At 64.7% G+C, this 16818-nt stretch carries 16 protein-coding genes; 5 read left to right on the top strand and 11 right to left on the bottom strand.

The window, feature by feature from the left end; all coding sequences use genetic code 11:
* The first annotated feature begins 9 nt into the window (after window positions 1-9).
* Entirely contained in the window at window positions 10-1281 is a 1272-nt protein-coding gene (locus CXR25_RS07010; RefSeq protein ID WP_009883032.1) for an ArgE/DapE family deacylase, read from the top strand.
* 59 nt (window positions 1282-1340) lie between these two features.
* Here CXR25_RS07010 and CXR25_RS07005 read toward each other — a convergent pair whose 3' ends face one another.
* From CXR25_RS07005 to CXR25_RS06995, 3 genes are read right to left on the bottom strand one after another with little or no spacing between them, the layout of a single operon-like run.
* Window positions 1341-2846, bottom strand: coding sequence for an acetyl-CoA hydrolase/transferase family protein (locus CXR25_RS07005; RefSeq protein ID WP_096158564.1), 1506 nt, complete (start codon window positions 2844-2846; stop codon window positions 1341-1343).
* A 10-nt stretch (window positions 2847-2856) separates the two neighbouring features.
* Window positions 2857-4176, bottom strand: coding sequence for an amidohydrolase (locus CXR25_RS07000; protein WP_009883029.1), 1320 nt, complete (start codon window positions 4174-4176; stop codon window positions 2857-2859).
* A gap of 31 nt (window positions 4177-4207) precedes the next feature.
* Window positions 4208-5566 carry an MFS transporter gene (locus CXR25_RS06995; protein WP_069599859.1) on the bottom strand — a complete coding sequence of 453 codons (1359 nt, stop codon included), beginning with the start codon at window positions 5564-5566 and terminating at the stop codon, window positions 4208-4210.
* 129 nt (window positions 5567-5695) lie between these two features.
* On the opposite strand from CXR25_RS06995, the gene CXR25_RS06990 reads away from it, so the two are divergent.
* The 3 genes from CXR25_RS06990 to ribA all read left to right on the top strand — a co-directional run bounded on the left by CXR25_RS06990 (window position 5696) and on the right by ribA (window position 8981).
* Entirely contained in the window at window positions 5696-6631 is a 936-nt protein-coding gene (locus CXR25_RS06990; RefSeq protein ID WP_009884906.1) for a LysR family transcriptional regulator, read from the top strand.
* A gap of 116 nt (window positions 6632-6747) precedes the next feature.
* Window positions 6748-7458: a CDP-alcohol phosphatidyltransferase family protein gene (locus CXR25_RS06985; RefSeq protein WP_009884907.1), complete on the top strand. Its 711-nt coding sequence runs from the start codon at window positions 6748-6750 to the stop codon at window positions 7456-7458.
* Between the two features lie 101 nt (window positions 7459-7559).
* Entirely contained in the window at window positions 7560-8981 is a 1422-nt protein-coding gene (gene ribA, locus CXR25_RS06980; RefSeq protein WP_009884908.1) for a GTP cyclohydrolase II RibA, read from the top strand.
* On the opposite strand, the gene CXR25_RS06975 is transcribed toward ribA, so the two are convergent.
* From CXR25_RS06975 to CXR25_RS06945, 6 genes are all read right to left on the bottom strand, one after another.
* The gene (locus CXR25_RS06975) at window positions 8911-9774 is read right to left on the bottom strand and encodes a lysylphosphatidylglycerol synthase domain-containing protein (protein WP_029417641.1); all 864 of its coding nucleotides are present in this window, start codon (window positions 9772-9774) and stop codon (window positions 8911-8913) included. The two genes, ribA and CXR25_RS06975, sit on opposite strands and share 71 nt — an antisense overlap.
* Before the next feature lie 5 nt (window positions 9775-9779).
* Window positions 9780-10775, bottom strand: a complete 996-nt coding sequence (locus CXR25_RS06970) for a class I SAM-dependent methyltransferase (protein WP_069599858.1) — start codon at window positions 10773-10775, stop codon at window positions 9780-9782.
* Window positions 10772-11758 carry a glycosyltransferase family 4 protein gene (locus CXR25_RS06965; protein WP_009884911.1) on the bottom strand — a complete coding sequence of 329 codons (987 nt, stop codon included), beginning with the start codon at window positions 11756-11758 and terminating at the stop codon, window positions 10772-10774. Before CXR25_RS06965 ends, CXR25_RS06970 begins: the two co-directional genes overlap by 4 nt.
* Window positions 11755-12138: a 6-pyruvoyl trahydropterin synthase family protein gene (locus tag CXR25_RS06960; RefSeq protein WP_009884912.1), complete on the bottom strand. Its 384-nt coding sequence runs from the start codon at window positions 12136-12138 to the stop codon at window positions 11755-11757. Before CXR25_RS06960 ends, CXR25_RS06965 begins: the two co-directional genes overlap by 4 nt.
* Window positions 12139-13155 carry a zinc-dependent alcohol dehydrogenase gene (locus CXR25_RS06955; RefSeq protein WP_125240470.1) on the bottom strand — a complete coding sequence of 339 codons (1017 nt, stop codon included), beginning with the start codon at window positions 13153-13155 and terminating at the stop codon, window positions 12139-12141.
* A 336-nt stretch (window positions 13156-13491) separates the two neighbouring features.
* Window positions 13492-14748 carry a phospholipase D-like domain-containing protein gene (locus CXR25_RS06945; RefSeq protein WP_009884914.1) on the bottom strand — a complete coding sequence of 419 codons (1257 nt, stop codon included), beginning with the start codon at window positions 14746-14748 and terminating at the stop codon, window positions 13492-13494.
* A gap of 125 nt (window positions 14749-14873) precedes the next feature.
* Between CXR25_RS06945 and CXR25_RS06940 the strand changes: the two genes are divergently transcribed.
* A complete protein-coding gene (locus CXR25_RS06940) occupies window positions 14874-15401 on the top strand; it encodes a Dps family protein (protein WP_009884915.1) in 528 nt (175 codons plus the stop codon).
* 111 nt (window positions 15402-15512) lie between these two features.
* On the opposite strand, the gene CXR25_RS06935 is transcribed toward CXR25_RS06940, so the two are convergent.
* Together CXR25_RS06935 and CXR25_RS06930 are read right to left on the bottom strand one after the other, a co-directional pair.
* Window positions 15513-16142 (bottom strand): HD domain-containing protein, encoded by a 630-nt coding sequence (locus CXR25_RS06935; RefSeq protein WP_009884916.1) that lies wholly within the window; start codon window positions 16140-16142, stop codon window positions 15513-15515.
* 71 nt (window positions 16143-16213) lie between these two features.
* Complete coding sequence (locus CXR25_RS06930; protein ID WP_009884917.1) at window positions 16214-16675, bottom strand: nuclear transport factor 2 family protein; 462 nt, start codon at window positions 16673-16675, stop codon at window positions 16214-16216.
* Window positions 16676-16818: the final 143 nt, after the last annotated feature.

Genomic DNA, 16818 nt, shown 5'->3' with positions numbered 1-16818 from the left:
GGAGAGCCGATGATCACCAACGACGCACAACAACGGATCCTCGCGGCAGTCGACGCCCAATTCGACGAACAACTGGCGGCGACCGCCGAGCTGGTGAACTCGCCGTCCAGACGTGAACATGAGGAACCCGCACAGAATCTCATCGAGTCCCATTTGCACAGGCTTGGCCTCAACATCGATCGGTGGGCCATCGACTCCCCCGAGCTGAGGGCGCATCCAGGCTTCGGCCCCTCCACCGTCGACTATGCGGGGATGACCAATGTCGTCGGCACCTACCAGCCCACCCGGGATGTCGGGAAGTCCCTGATCCTCAACGGCCACATCGATGTAGTACCGCAGGGACCAGAGGAGAAATGGTCTCGTTCTCCGTGGGACGCCGAGGTGGCCGATGGGTGGATGTATGGCCGCGGTGCCGGAGATATGAAGGCAGGTCTCGTCGCGAACCTGTTCGCCTTCGATGCCATCCGTGAAGCCGGCTTCAACCTCACTGGTCGCATCCACCTCCAGTCCGTCGTCGAGGAGGAATGCACCGGAAACGGATCCCTGGCCGCTCTGCTGCGCGGATACACCGCAGACGCGGTCATCATCTCCGAACCCGAGGAAGATGCCCTGGTCAGAGCCAATGTGGGGGTCCTCTGGTTCACGGTCCGGGTCACCGGCAACCCCACTCACCCACGAGAGATGGCCAATGGCTTCAACGCCATCGATGCCGCGTTCGATGTGATGCAGGCTCTGCGCGTGCTCGAACAGACCTGGAATGACTGCAAGGCCGATCATCCGTATTTCGAGGACCTCGACCACCCCATCAACTTCAACTTCGGGGAGATCCGCGGCGGCGACTGGCCCTCGAGCGTGCCTGCCTGGTGCGAACTCCAGGTCCGCGTGGCCACCTACCCCGGAACGAACGCCGATGATGCCTGGGCCGAGGTCGAAAAGTGCGTGTCCGATGCCGGAACGAGTTCACGCCCGACCTTTGAAACTGTTCTGACTCCCAACGGGTTCTACGCCGACGGCTACGTCCTCGGGCCCGGCAGCGATGCCGAAGAGCTGCTCGAACGCACTCACCGGAATGCCTTCGGCAGAGATCTCACCAGCTTCACCACTCCCGGCTATCTCGACGGTCGAGTCTTCATCAACTACGGCCAGATACCGACACTCGTCTACGGCCCCGTCTCGGAGAACATCCACGGATTCGACGAGCGCGTGAGCATCGAATCAGTGCGCAGGTGCACGAAATCCATGGCGCTCTTCATCGCCGAATGGTGCGGCATCGACGAATAGCTGGCGCGGCATCGCCGAATAGTTCGGCACCCTGAATCAGGCAATCTCACAGGCAGACGTCACATACTCCCGTTGGCCTGGAAGTTCCCATGCCAGGACAGGGCCTCGCCCAGCAGGTGCGGGGTGTGCCGCCCGTTCGGGTTCTCAGCGATCGCCCGATCCAGATAGTCGCCGAGGCGGTCCCTGTAGTCCGGGTGCGCGCAGTTGGCGATGATCTTGCGGGCTCGGGCCACCGGAGAGAGTCCACGCAGATCGGCCAGTCCCTGCTCGGTGACGAGGATCTGAGTGTCATGCTCGGTGTGGTCGATGTGGCTGGCGAAGGGCACGATCGACGAGATCGCACCGTCCTTGGCCACCGAGTTCGACACGAAGAAGTTGAGGTAGGCGTTGCGGGCGAAGTCGCCGGATCCGCCGATGCCGTTGATGATGGACGAGCCCATGACGTGGGTGGAGTTCACATTGCCGTAGATGTCGGCCTCGACCATTCCGTTGATCGCAATGACGCCGAGGCGGCGGATGGCTTCCGGATGGTTCGACATCTCCTGCGTGCGCAGGAGGATGCGCCCCTTGTAGGACTCGATGTTCTCGTTGAAGTCCGCTGCCCGCTCGGCCGAGAGTGAGAATGCTGTGGCCGAGACGGAGGCGAGTTTCCCGTTGTCGATGAGGTCGAGCATCCCATCCTGGATGACCTCCGTATAAGCGGTCAGGCCTTCGAACTCGCTGTCGGCCAGATTGCCCATGACGGCGTTGGCGACATTGCCGACGCCCGACTGCAGCGGCAGCAGTTCGGGTGGAAGCCTGTGGGCTGTGATCTCGTGGCGCAGGAAGTCCACGAGGTGGGAGGCAATCGCCTTCGAATCCTCGTCGGCGGCCTTGAACGGCAGGTTCCGGTCGGGGGCGTTCGTCTCCACGACGGCGACGACCTTCGACGGGTCCACGCGCAGGTAGGGGTCGCCGATGCGCTGCATCGGTTCCAGCAGCTGGATGGGCAGACGCTCGGGTGGGCGACGGGTGCCGTAGTAGACGTCGTGGAAGCCTTCATAGGAACGTGGGTGCCAGGAGTTGACCTCGAGAATGACCTTGTCGGCCAAGTCGAGCCAGGTCTTCGAGTTGCCGACCGAACTGCCGGGAACCAGCAGACCGTTGGGCAGGATCGCAGCGACTTCGACGACGGCGACATCGAGGTTGCCGTAGAAGCCGAACCAGGCCTGCTGGGCCGAATGGCTGAGGTGTGTGTCGACGTATTCGGTGTCGCCAGCGTTGATCGATTTCCGCATTGCCGGGTCCGACTGGAAGGGCAGCCGCTTGCTCACGGCTCCCGCCTCGGCGAGCACTCCGTCGAGTTCTGGTGCGGTCGAGGCACCGGTCCACAGTTCGATGCCGAAATCGCGACCTTCATCGTGCTCTCGACGAGCCTGCTCGGCAATCGCCCCGGGCACCGACTTCGGATACCCCGAACCGGTGAACCCGCTCATGGCGACGCGGTCGCCGTGACCGATGTGAACAGCCGCTTTGTCCGCGGTGACGACTCTCGAACTCAGGTCAGGGCACGTAATTCTCGACATTCACATGAGTTTATCGGACACGGTTTTCGTCACCCTCCCCGGCCAGGAACGCCCCCGCCCCCAGCGCAATCTTCGCCTCGGCCACCACGCCGACGGCGAGCATGTCCTCGTCGACGTCGAAGCGTTCGGTGTGATGGCCCCAGGAGGTGTCCATGCCGATCTGGACGTAGGTGGCCAGGCCGCCGCGCTCCTTGACCCGCTTCATCATCGCGGTGGCGTCCTCGGATCCGCCCAGCCCACCGGAGTCATGGATCTCGGCGACTCCGTCGACTCCTTCGAAGCACGTACGGATATACGGTAAGAGCTTCGGGCTCGGCGACTCCTGGTCCGCCTTGCCGACGACCGTGACAGAAGCATCGATGTCATACATCCGGGCGGCACCGGCGATGACGTCCCGAGCTCGATCTTCCACATAGGAATTGATCGAACTCGTCTCACCACGTGTCTCCAACCGCAGCGAGGCTGCCCTGGGCACGACATTGCGCCCCTCACCAGCATGGAAGGTGCCGACATTGATGCGGCTGGCCCCTGCCGAATGCCGGGGTATCGCGTGCAGGTTCAACGTCGCCGAGGCGGCCGCAAGCAGCGCGTTCTTGCCCCTCTCCGGGTCTCCCCCGGCATGGGCTCCGACACCCGAGAAGGTCGCGTCGAGTTTCGTGCTCGCCAGGTACCCATCGGAGCCGGTGAGCACGTTGCCCTTCTCATCGTCGGATTTCAGGTGGGTCGCGACGAACAGGTCCACGTCGTCGAACCAGCCGGCGGCCACGATCGAATGAGCGCCGCGCACACCCTCCTCGGCGGGTTGGAAGATGATCTTCACGGTCCCGGTCAGCTCATCTTGCGCCCTCGTCAGCGAGGTGGCCAGGCCCAGTCCGATGGCGGCGTGACCGTCGTGGCCGCAGCCGTGCATGGCTCCGTCGTTGACCGAGGCGAAGCCTTCGGCGAACGGGCGGTGGCTGTCATCGGCAAGTTCGATCAGGTCGTTCGAGTCGATGTCGAAACGGAAGCACACGACGGGGCCGGGACGGCCGGTCTCCAACACTCCCAGGACTCCGGTGAACCCGTCCCCCATCGCCGCCACCAGCTCGGGGTCGGCTCCCTGCGCAACGGCACGCTCGCGTTCGACTGCGAGCACCTCGGCGCTGGGAACACCCAATCGGGCGTCGGGGTCGTGGAGTTCGGGGCCATACACCGTGTCCCACCCCAGGTCACGAAGGACGGTGATGATCGCCGAGGTGGTCCTGAATTCCGTCCACCCCGTCTCCGCGAACCGATGGAAGTCCCGTCGCCAAGCGGTGAGCTGCGTGGTCAGTTCGGATGTCAGTGTCACGCTGGGGTCCTCTGTCAGGGGTCAGTATTCGTCAGTACGAATGGTAGTCCTGACTCGCTGCGAACCGGTTGGGAGTTTCCCAGGCGGACCGAGTCGCGGTCGTGTCGAGCGCCGCATTCTCCTCGGCTCGCGAGTCGAGAGCCGCGGCTGCCTCGGCGCGGGACCTGCGAATGGTCGTCAGCGCGAGGCTGGGCACCGGGATGAAGACGATGACGGCTAGGAGGAGGACCAGGGTGAAGATCATGATCGCGTCGATGAGCGAGGTGCCGATGGCGATCGCACCGACGACGATGGCCGGCAGCCCCGCCCCGGCGTAGAACGCGAGGTAGAGGGCGGCGGTGATGCCTGCTCGCTGACGGGACGGCGTGAGCAGGTCGGTCTCCCGGTTCGCTCCCCAATAGCTGAGGCCGTGGCCGGCACCTGTGGCGACGGCGGCAGCGGCCATGAGGACGAGTGCGGTCGCGGCGCCCAAACTGGGCAGGTTGGAGCTGAGCAGCAGGGCAGCACCGAGTCCCATGAGCGTCAGGCCGATGGTCTGTGCGGCCCGCGGCTGCAGCCTCGGTGCCACGAGTTGACTGGCAGCGGAGATGACGAGGACGGATCCGACGATGAGTCCCGAAGTCAGTGTGCTCGGTTCCGGCAGCACCGATCCTGTCATCGAGGGAAGCAGTGCGAGGAAGAGTCCGAGCGCGGCCCACCCGAGCAACCCGGTGACGGCGGCGATGTTGAAGCTCGAGCGCATCGGACCGGGCACCGATGGCCACGTCGGACGCCAGCGCTGCCGGGTGATGGGCTTGTGCAGGCGCAGGGTCGCCACGAGCGCGGCGGTGATGATGAGGAGTCCGATCATGACCCAGAATGGAGCCGTCAGCGCACCGGCGGAGATTCCATCGCCGGAGGTCGCCTCGGCCACCGCGCCGGCGATGATCGGACCGGCGCCGGTGCCGAGGACGAAGGACATCGTGGCCACCGTCGAACCGAGCCACGGGCGTGAAGCCGGTGAAGCTTCGACCATGAGTGCGATGCCGGCACCGGTGCCCAGTCCCAGGCCGATTCCGGTGAACACGCGACCAGCGAAGAGTCCGCTGACCCCGATTGAGCCGACGACGAACAGTGCGGTGCCGACACCGACGCAGACGATGGAAGCCAGGAGCACGGGCTTGCGTCCGAAAACGTCCGCAGCGGATCCGAACAGCAGCAGTGAGGGCAGGCAGCTGATGACGTAGGTCGCGTACAGCGCCGTCATCGTCGAATCCGACATCGAGTAGGACTGCTGGAAGAGCGGGTACAAGGGGCTGGCGAGGTTGGCGGCGGCCGCGAGTGTGAACAGCACGGCGGCCCCGATCCACAGCTGGCGCCTCGATCCTCTGATGCGTGCGTACTCGGGCAAGCAGAAACCTCCTTCTGTTCAGATCGGCGCTGTCGGCTGGGTGGCCATGGCCTGATGACTTCATGATGCAATTCTTGAAGTATTGTTGTCTATCGTAAGATCACAAACGCTATCGTTCGATGGAACCGCATGATTGATAACCGACTCACAATGCTGAGCATGATTGAGCGACACGGCACGGTCACCGCTGCCGCTGAGGCTCTGCACTATTCGCCGTCCACGGTCTCCCATCAGGTCAAACAGCTGGCCACAGAACTCGGTGTCGTCCTTCTCGAGCAGCGCGGGCGCAATATCCGACTCACTCCCGCCGCGCATTCGCTGCTGAGCCATGTCGACGTCATGTCCGCCGAGTGGGAGCGGGCGCTGGCCGATCTCGACGCCTATTCGACGACCGTCACCGGCTCGATCACCCTCAGTGCGTTCTCCACCGCTGCAAGCATTCTGCTGCCGCAGACGATGCGGGCGCTCAATGAGGAGTTCCCGCATCTGGCCACGCAGACGATAGAGGCCGAACCCAGCGAATGCTACGACCTGCTGCTGGCCGGCGACGTCGACCTGGGCATTGTCGCCGTGACCACGGATACGCCTGCAGGCTCCGATGATCGCTTCGCCCAGCAGTTCCTCATCGACGACCCGCTCGACCTCATGGTCCCCCTCGACCATCACCTGGCCGACCGCTCCTCGGTCTCCATTGCCGACGCCAGGGAGGAGACGTGGATCCTCGGCCGTCCGGGAACCACGTACCACCAGCTGGTCATCGCCAACTGCGCCAGCGCCGGCTTCACTCCTCGGATCGGCCACTACGCCAATGATTGGAACACCGGCACCGCCCTGGTCCACGACGGGTTCGGAGTCTGCGTCGCCTCCCGCCTCTCGCGTTCACAAGATCTGCACCCGGTGCGGCGCATTCCGCTGACCGGCGAACACGCCCCGACCCGTCACATCGCCGCGGTCACTCGGGCGGGAGCCCAGGACCGGCGGACGATCCGCTTCGCTCTCGACCTCCTGACCCGTGAGACCCAGAACGTCATGGAGCAGCTGGGCAGGGACCTGGGCGATCGTTGACCACGAAGCAGAGGCACCTCCGTCGCAGCAGAATGTCGCCCGGCAGCCCGCCCGGACGATCCCACAGCGGACAATGACTGTCCTGCAGGCAGGTCGCTGTCTGATACAACGGAGGCATGAGCACTTCCCGCCGTCCACCACCGACGCCTGGGCTCCGTCTCTTCGCACCGCTGAGCGTACTCGGCGCCGCGATAGTTCTCGCCCTGGCTGTCCATCCCCAGTGGTCGACGATTCTCATCATGGCCGCCCTCGCAGTCCTCGGCGCTGGACGGAGTCTGTTCCGCGCCGAGAAGTGGCAGCCGGCCGACGACATCACGACCCTTCGCCTCGGACTCATCATGGTCTTCGCCGCCCTCGTCCTCGGCAATGTCGGCTTCTCGTGGCCGGCCGTGACCGTCGGTGCGCTGGCACTCATCCTCGACGCCTGCGACGGGTACGTGGCACGGCGAACCAGGACCACCTCGGCGGGGGCCGACTTCGACGAATCCGTCGATGCGCTCGTCGTTCTCGTCCTCTCCGTCGCTCTCATCCCGGTCTGGGGATGGTGGGTGCTTCTGCCGGGCACCTTCTACTACCTCTTCCGCGGGGCCACCCTCATCCGCCCCGACTGGAGACGGCAGCTGCCGCCGTCGGTCCTGCGCAAGACGATTGCGGCAAGCCAGGGAATCCTCCTGCTCACCGCGGGGTCACCTCTGGCGGTGGAGAACCCGTGGATCGGCATCATGAGTGCGGCGATCGCCCTCGCCGCACTCGTCATCTCCTTCGGCCGCGACGTCCTGTGGCTCGAGCAACACGCCGAAGCCCGGAGACCAACACCTTCGCGCTGATATGCGGCAGGCTCCATCGGGCCCCATTACGGTGCCCAGAAATCGGAAGATTCGGGAAAGCTTGCCTGAATGCAGACCCGGCCCGAACGTAGACTTGGACAATGACTGCCTTGCATGGAAGCACGGACTCAACCGGCCTGGTCGGCGGGCCGCCGAGTAAGCTGCCCACCGTCCACGGGCTCTTCACGCTCCGCACCTTCGCCCACGATGGAACGGCCCATGCGGTGATGTCGATCGGTGACCCGGCGTTGGTGGACGCTCCCCTTGTGCGAGTCCACAGCGAATGTCTCACCGGCGATGCCCTCGGATCGCATCGCTGCGACTGCGGTGACCAGCTCTCAGCTTCGCTCGCGGCTATCGCTCAAGCCGGCGACGGTATTCTCATCTATCTGCGCGGGCATGAGGGTCGCGGCATCGGACTTGAGAACAAACTGCGTGCCTACGCCCTCCAGGACACCGGCCTCGACACCGTCGCCGCGAACCGTGCCCTCGACCTGCCCGACGATGCACGAGACTACACAGGGGCGGCAGCGATCCTCCACGATCTCGACTGCCCGCAGATCACCCTGCTGTCCTCGAACCCGAGCAAGGTCACCGCCCTTGAGGGCATGGGCATCACGGTGGCCGAACGCCGTGATCTGAACGTGCCGGACCGACCAGAGAGTGCCGGGTACCTTGAGGCCAAACGCCGCCTCATGGACCATATTGCCCCTGCCGTTCACCGATACGTCGACAAGACGGAGACGAACGCCGAGGGCACAGCGAGCACAGTCAGCACAGAGGATGCAGGGGACACGCTGGCCGCCTATGACACGATCTCCGACGGAGACGAGGTCGTCGCACAGCTGGCGCAGAGTGAGGACGGTTTCATCGCGACGTCCGATGGAGACGCGCAGTTCGTCTCCGGGCAGATCGACCGTGCCCATCTCCATCGGATCCGGGCGTCGGTCGGTGCCGTCCTCGTCGGCTGCGGCACTGTCATCGCCGACGATCCCCGGCTGACCGTGCGCGCCGTGCCCGGGGAGAACCCCGTCCGCGTCGTCCTCGACCCGCATGGTCGAGTCCCGACCACTGCCACCGTCCTCACCTCACCGGAGTCACCAACGCTGTGGCTCATCGGCGCCGAGGTTGCCCCCAGTTCGGACGTCGGGGACCACGTCAGTGTGGTGCGGCTCCCTGCGGCCGAGGGCGACGACATCCCTCCAGCACGCATCGTCTCGCTCATCCGTGAGTATGTCGCCGGGTCAATCCTCGTTGAGGGCGGCGGACGGACTGTGTCGTCGTTCCTTGCAGCCGGCGTACTCGACCGGCTGTTCCTCACCTCGGCGCCCGTGTTCATCGGCAATGGGGTTCCGGGGATCCGCTTCGAGGGCACTCCGGTCATGGCTGAGGCGCTGCGTCGGCCGTTCCGGCGTTACCAGTTCGGTGAGGACATGTGCACTGAGTACCTGCTCAGCGAGCTTGCGAACGGTGGCTCCGCGGAGGACTCTCACCGCTGTAGTGGCGGCGGCCCACCAGCCTGACAACGAGGGTGATGGCGCCAGGCAACGTTGAGATCGTTGCCAGGAGACCGTAGCCGGTCGACGAGGTGACCGCCCATTCGACGGAGCTTGCGAGGCTGCCGGCCAGAATGCTCACACTGACTTCGCGCACTCCCCAACCGCCGACCCCCAAGGGAATGCTCATCGCTGCGAGGCCGACGACTGCGAGCGCCGGAATGACCGGGCCGCCGAGCGCGGCCATCGCGGTGAGGTAGAGCCCGAGGAACGATCCGATGGTCACCGCTGCCGTCAGCCACACGATCCCGATCGTCGATGCTGCCATCCCCCGCATGCCCAGAATGGAGAGGACGCAGGTTGCTGCCGCGACCGCCGCGGCAATCCATGCGAAGCGCGAGGCCACCGGGAGCAGAGTGAACGTGGCCGTGGCGAAGAGCAGAGTGGTGGCACTCAGACGTTCGGCTCCGACGACGGTCAGCGGGGACAGCCATCGGCGCGGGCCGGAATTGCGATAGGCCGCGACGCGGGCCATGTCTCCGCCCAACCCGCCAGGCAGGATCATGTTGAGCAGACTGGCAGAATAGCAGTCTGCAAGGGCTCGCCGCGGAGTCACATGAGTTCCGGACTGCTTCAGCAGCAGAGAGAACCGCATGGCCTGTCCGGCAGTGGCGAGCAGGCCGAGGCCCAGCGAAGCGAGGATCGTCAAGGGGGTGACCACCCGCCCGCCTTCGAGCAGGGCCTGGATTCCGACGATGCGCACGGTGAGGCCGAGCAGGGCAACGGTGATGAGCAGCATGAGCACCCGCCGCAGCCACATCGTCCTCATCGCTTCGGCTCGCCGCTCGGCTGGGCGGGCCGATCGGCACGACCACGGTGGTCTGTGGCGTCGATGAGCACATCAGTGTGGTCGACGACGACGCGCAGCCCAGCAGCCTGACCCTCCGTGCGACCTGACTGACCGTCTGATCGCGATTCGACATGGTTCAACCGCTCTTTCAGCCACGACCGACCTGCCTCTCGCAGGCCGGGGTCTTCCTCGATGGCGGCATCAACGCGTTCGGTGAGGAACCGGATGAGGAATTCCGAGTCTCGTGGTGCTTCAAGATGCCAGGGGGCGGCCGACGTTTCCACTCGTGCACCGATGTCGCATGCCTCAGCCTCCAGCACCGGCGCCGCCTGCGTGCCGAGCCGTGAATCACGGCGCTGGTGGCGGCCGAATGCCTCGTCGATGACTTCGTCATCTGGGTGCGGTGGGCTGAGATGCCACTGGCCGGCGATGCTGAGCAGGAAGATTCCGATTCCGGAGAAGCGGTGCAGAGTCTCGATGATTGCCGCCGTGTCATCGCGGGTGAGCACGTCGAGCAGAGCACTGCCGGTGATGAGCAGTTCGCATGGATGAGGCGACACGGTGGATGCTGTTCGCGGATCGGCCCCAGAACCGGCGTTCCCCGCCGACGATGCCGCAGCCAGTGCTTCGGCTGCGATGTCCGGCAGGGACGAGATCGGGGCTGCGACCGTGTGCACTGCGGTGCCGAACCTGTCAGCGGCGACCTCGAGTGCGGCTTCATCGGCATCGACGAGCACCCACTGCACCCGACGTCCGCGCAGTCGTTCGGTGAGGCGGGCGTCGAACCACCGCATGGAGTTACCGGTTCCCGCTCCGACGTCGATGACGACCAACGGCCGTTCTGTGTCGACCGTCAGCGCGCGAGTCGCCAGTGACCTGGCCGCCTCGTCGAGGAGCGGGAGCGCATGCTTTCGCGCTGCGTCATCGAAGGACACCCTCAGGTCCAACCATCCCGGCTCTGCCGCAGTCATGAGACTCTCACCTGGCCCTCCAGAACGGCGAGCACGGTGCGCGCCGTGTCATTCCACTCGGGCACAGCGGACTCACGGATTTCACGAGCCGTTGCAGCGAGTTCGGCTCGGTCAGCCTCGTCGCTCAACCACCGCTCCAGCAGGTCTGCCCAGGCTGAGACGTCCAGCGCCAGTGCACGACCAGCGCCCAGCGCCTCTTGCGCCCCGGTGCCTGCGGTGACGAAAGAGGGAATGGCTGCAGCGGCGGCTTCGCGCACGACCATTCCGAAGGTCTCTTCCTTCGAAGGCAGGAGCAGCAGGTCCGCGTGCCGGTAGAGGTCGTCGACGGCATCCTCGTCGAGTTCGCCCACACACTCCACCGAGGTCAGGCCCTCCAGTGCTTCACGAACGCCTTCGGCATAGACGGTGTCGGTGATGGGGCCGGCGAAGGTGCAGCGCCAGGCGGTGGCATCGCGTCGTCGCAGCTCCTGGAGGACGTGGGCGAGGAACAGCTGGTTCTTGTTGTCCTCCATCGCACCCAGGCAGATGAGGTGGGCAGGCGAACCCGGCTGCGCCACGGGGCGCACATGCGTTCCGGGGCGGGCAACCTCGGCGGTGATGTCGTATCTTCGGGCCACCTTGGCGGCGGCGAAGGCACTCGTCGTGACCACGGCAGATGCTGCCTGCAGACAGTCAGCCTCGCGGCGCTGAGCAGAAGGCCCCTGTGCGAGCGAATGTTGGAGCATCACTACCGGGCCAGACAGCGGTGTGGGAAGGCTGCATCCGATGAGTCCGTCGATGAGGACCGGGCGCTGCGACTCACCCGACTGACATTGTGCAACCAGTTGGCGCAGCCTGGCCACATCGTCCTCCGTCGGCTCGGGCCAGGACCCCGGTGCGGTGATGCGCTCGATCCGGCCTCCGGCCGCAGCACTGAGTTCGGAGTTGTAGCGCAGTCCCCCGCTGATGCGTCCGAGGTCCGGTTCGATGAGGGTGAAGGTCACGGCCGATTCGCAACGGTATAGGACACTGCGGCGCGAGGATTCTCGCGGAGGTGGACCGCGATCCCGATGTCGGGACGGTCCGCGAGCGAAACGGAGAGGCGGGTGCCGATGTATTCGGCGATGGTCTCACTCGTCGAGAAGCGGCCCGCGAAATCGGGATGCTCATCGAGGTTCGCATACTGCAGCGGTGTCAGGGCGTCGTCGAGCAGCGCCAGAGCCTCACCGATGTCGAGGACGACGGCATGCTCGTCGAGCTCGGCCCGGGTGAACGTCACCTCGACGGCGAGGGTGGCACCGTGGAGAGACTGCGCGGGCCCGAAGAATTCGTGCGGCAGACTGTGGGCGATCATGACGTGGTCGTTGACGCTGAGGCTGAACATTCAGGACCCTTCTTCGTAGTCGAGCACATGGCACAGGGTGGCTGCCGCGGTCGCCGTCTCGCTGCTGAGTTCGTCCATCAGCCACGGCAGGTCCTGCCACCCGGATACCCCGGTGATGAGGGCGTCGAAACGATCATCGTGGAGCGCAGTCAGTGCCGCACGCAGTCGGTCGCTGCGGGTCCTGCGCGCGCGGTGTCCGGCCGGAACCCGACCCACTTGGCTGGCGACGATCGAAAGGCGCCTGGCGTGGAAGTCGGCACCGAGTGCCACCTTGGGCTCCGTGTCCCCGTACCACGAGGCTTCGACGACGGTCCCGTCATCGCCGGTGATCTCGAGGGCCCGCGCCAGCCCGCCTTCGCCTCCTGAGGTGTGGATGGCGATGTCACAGTCATCACCGGCGTCCTCGGGAGTCAGGGCAGTCAGGCCCAGGCTGGTCAGGAGGGTGCGCCGTTCGGGGTTGGTCTCGATGATTTCGAGGCGATCGAGTGGAAGATGCGAAGCCAGCAGCGCGGTGGCGGTTCCGATCATGCCCGCGCCGATGATCGCCACCCGGTCACCGTAGTGCGGGGGTGACTGCCAGAGGATGTTGAGACCGGTTTCTGCGGCTCCGGCCAGCAGCGCCCGATGGTCGGAGATGCTCTCGGGGATCGGATGGACATCGTCGGGGGTCACCAGGTGATGGCTGTGGTGGGGCAGCAGTCCGAAGACGCGTGTTCCGGTCCATGCTGCCGGGCCTTCGTCGACGACGCCGACAGCGAGATATCCGTAGGAGACCGGATGGGGGAAATCGCCCATTTGGTGCGGGGCGGCCATGAGATCGGCGACTCGTGGTGGCACTCGGCCGGTATGGACGAGGGTTTCGGTCCCCTTCGACACCGCCGAGGAGGTCGTGCGTACCCGCATCATCTGCCCCGCGTCGACACCTGACTCAGTACCTGGGTCGGCACCTGCGTGAGGGGTCGACACCTCCCTCCAACGTCCCTGTCGGTGGGCCTCGGTCCAGTACTGCCAAGCCATACGAGCATCCTAACAGTGCAGGTGAGCCGATCATCGGGTCGAGCTGCACGCCAATGCAGAGCATCGATTCACTCAGGCTTTCGGAGACTGGAGCTGGCACCCCAGCCCAGACGGGCGGATTCACCATTGTCATTGGGGTCATCGAGCGCGACGGCGGCACTCTCTACTGCACCTCGCTCTTCCTCACGGCCGCGGAGCGCTACCTGTGGGGTCGCGGCGACGGACCGACCTTGGACAACGTCGAGACTCGTCCCGCCCTTGGGCGAAGCTGTGGAAGCACACCACCTACGGCCTGTGATCAATCGCGATCGTCCTCGCAAGAGCAGGACCGGTTCGTCACAGGAAAGGGCGCATGGGCCGCAGCGCCCACTCGGCGACCTGGGCCACCGGGTGGCGGTCCAGGAAATCCTGCCCGAGCTCCTGGCTGTGCTCGGCGTCGCTGAGGAACGCCTTCTCCATCTCCGCCGCGAAGTCAGGATCGATGATCTCGACATTGGTCTCGTAGTTGAATGACAGCGAGAGCCGATCGATGTTCGCGGTGCCGATCGTTGACCATGTGCCGTCGACCGTGGCGATCTTCGAGTGGATCATGGCTGCGGTGTAGAGCAGAACGGTGACGTCGGAGCGCAGCATCTGTTCGAAGTAGCCCCGTGAGAGATAGTCGCCGAGGATGTGGTTGGATTCCTGCGGTACCATGATCCGCACGTCCACGCCGCGGGCGGCCGCGTCGATGAGCGCCTTGAGGAGCTGCTGGTCGGGGATGAAGTACGGGGTGGTCAGCCAGATGCGGTTCTGTGCACGTTCGAAAGCGTTGATATACATCGAGCGAATCGGATAGACGAGCTGGATCGGCAGGTTGGCCGAGACGCGCAGCTTCGACTCCCAGATCTGGGGCGCGACCCACGGTATCTGTTCATCGGGTGTGTGGAGTTCGTTCCACACTTGGGCGACGGACTGGCGCAGCCCCCAGGTGCCGGGCCCATCGGCCTTCAAATGGGTGTCTCTCCAGTGGCGGGCGTAGAGGGAGCCGATGTTGAAGCCGCCGACGAAGGCGACGTCGTTGTCGATGATGAGGATCTTGGAGTGGTTGAACCCGGAGTAGCGCAGTGGTCCCTTCCAGAATTTCCGGGCCACTGTCGGCACTCGCAGGACCTTGATGGTCTCATCGAGCTGGTCGTAGAAGGACCTGGGTGTGCTCAGGTTGGCGAATCCGTCGTAGATCAGGTGAATGTCGACACCGCGGTGTGCTGCGGCGTTGAAGGCGTCGATGAACTTCTGGCCCATCTCGTCGTTCTTCCAGATGAAGGTCTCCATCTGAATCGACTCACTTGCGGATCCGATCTCGTCGAGCATGTCGTCATACAGTGTCGCCCCGTCGGTGTAGATGCTCAGCTGGGAGTCTTCGACGTGGGCGTGGAAGGTCCCAGGACGTGGCGCCGTCCGATGTTTGCGACCGCGTTTCTGCACCAGGTCGATCGCCAATGAAGCCCCCACTGTGAGCGGGACCGCGCAGGCGAGCCCGGCGGCGGCCCATGGTGCGATGGCGCGGAGGCGATCGAGGCCCTGACGGAGATTGCGCGGAATGGCTCCCATAACTGTTCAGTATATCGGCCCCCAGACGGCGGCAACGTTGACCTCATACCCAAGATTGAGGTCTATCGTCGGCAGGAGGTGCCCATATACGGCACATCGTTGCACTGCTTTAGGAGGAACGAATCATGGCTGAATCAGTCAAGGTACCCCAGCCGGCCGGAACGAAGACCACGGGCGCGGAGAACGCGGAGCACGGCTTCACTGCGTCCCCTGCTCTGGCCAAGAATATGCAGTCCGTCCTCGTCGATTTCATCGCTCTGCAGTTGGTCGGCAAGCAGGCCCACTGGAACATCGTCGGCCCCAACTTCCGCGATCTGCACCTCAACCTCGACGAGGTCGTGGCCATCGCCCGCACCGGCTCGGACAGCATCGCCGAGCGAATGAGGGCCCTGCACGCCACAGCGGACGGTCGCCCCAGCGTTGTCGCCGAGCAGTCGTCCCTGCCGGAGTTCCCAGCCGGCGAGATCACGACCCATGACGCCATCGATCTCAGCGTGCGCGCCGTCGAAGCCACGGTCGCGACCATGCGCAAGGTCCATGACGAAGTCGATGCCGCCGACCCGACCACGGCCGACATCTTCCATGAGTTCATCTCGCAGCTGGAGCAGCAGGCGTGGTTCCTCAGCGCCGAGACCCGCACCCCGTCGAACTGACCTGAGGAACCGTCCCTGTGACGGTCCTTTGAAAAGCCACCGGTGACCACGTCGTACAGACATGATCCCCGGTGGCTTCTCCGTGTCACGCACCCATTTGAGGCAACCGCACTACTCCGAACGTGCTGCCTCAAACGGGTGCTTGAGCATCTTCTGCTCGAGGCCGCTATCGACAATGCGCTGAGCAGCGGTCGAGGGTTTGCGTTCGGCCTGGGCGCTCACGCAGGCGGTGAACTCGTGGGCAACTGTCAGGCGCGGATATTTCTTGAGGACCTCGTTGACGAAGCTCGAGGGCAGGTCCCCCGATCGGGCGCCGGTGATATCGAGAGCCGTGCCAGCCTCGAGCAGATACCCTTCGAGGTCGGTCGACGGGTCCACGGCTGCCCAGTTGTGCCGGACAATGACATCTTTGGCGCGTACACGCCGATCTCTGGGCCATCCGGCTCCCGTCGTCAGCGCAACGGCGATGTGACCGCCGGCTTCCTCGTACGACAAAGTGTGGTTGTCGAATGGCTCGGCGATTCCGATGTCATGAAGCAGTGCGGCTACATAGAGAAGCTCGTCATCGAAGGTGGATCGACTTTCCATTGCGGCAAAGCCACGCGCCCAGTGCCATGACCGCAACACGTGGTTGAGCAACGCAGGCGAGTGATAGTCAGCCGCCAGTTCGTATGCTGCGATTGACGCCCGGCTGTCAGGGGCTTTGAGATCGCGCAACTGCAGGTGCGAGCTCGTTGTCATCAGTTTCGTCCGTCTCTCTTCTTTCGTTGCACCGCATGACGTTGCTGCACCACCGCCGAGGTGGCCCGCCGTCACCGCAGATCGATGTCCATTCCGTGCTCCTCGGTGGGGCGCGGACCGACGATGCGGCGCTGCGCCTCGGTGATGGTGACGTCATTGATACTCGCCTCCCGACGTGACATGAGACCGTCGGCGGTGAATTCCCACAGCTCGTTGCCGTAGCTGCGCCACCATTGGCCCGCAGCGTCGTGCCATTCGTACTGGAAACGCACAGCGATGCGGTCGTCGCTGAATGACCACAGGGTCTTGCGCAGCGCATAGTCGAGTTCGCGCTCCCACTTCCTGGTCAAGAATGCGATGATCTCCTCACGACCGGAGAGGAACTCGTCGCGATTGCGCCACACCGAATCCGGGGTGTACGCGAGGGAGACCTTCTGCGGATCGCGGGAGTTCCACGCATCCTCAGCACCCTGGACCTTCTGTGCGGCGGTCTCGGCAGTGAACGGCGGGAAAGGCGGGCGCGCCTGGGACATGATGATTCCTCTCGGTTCGGGTGACAACGGGAGTCACTAGCCACCTTAGACCCGCCCTGAGAAGGACGTGGAGCAGGGCAGAAGTCGTTCATCGCAACATGGCTTTTCGCTTGGCTCCTCGGCGGACTCGGCATCCGGGTCCT

Origin of the sequence: Brevibacterium aurantiacum, assembly GCF_003932995.1 — a bacterium.
Taxonomy (GTDB): domain Bacteria; phylum Actinomycetota; class Actinomycetes; order Actinomycetales; family Brevibacteriaceae; genus Brevibacterium; species Brevibacterium aurantiacum.
The sequence above is the reverse complement of the archived record's forward strand: the minus strand, read 5'-3'. Positions and strand labels throughout refer to the sequence as shown.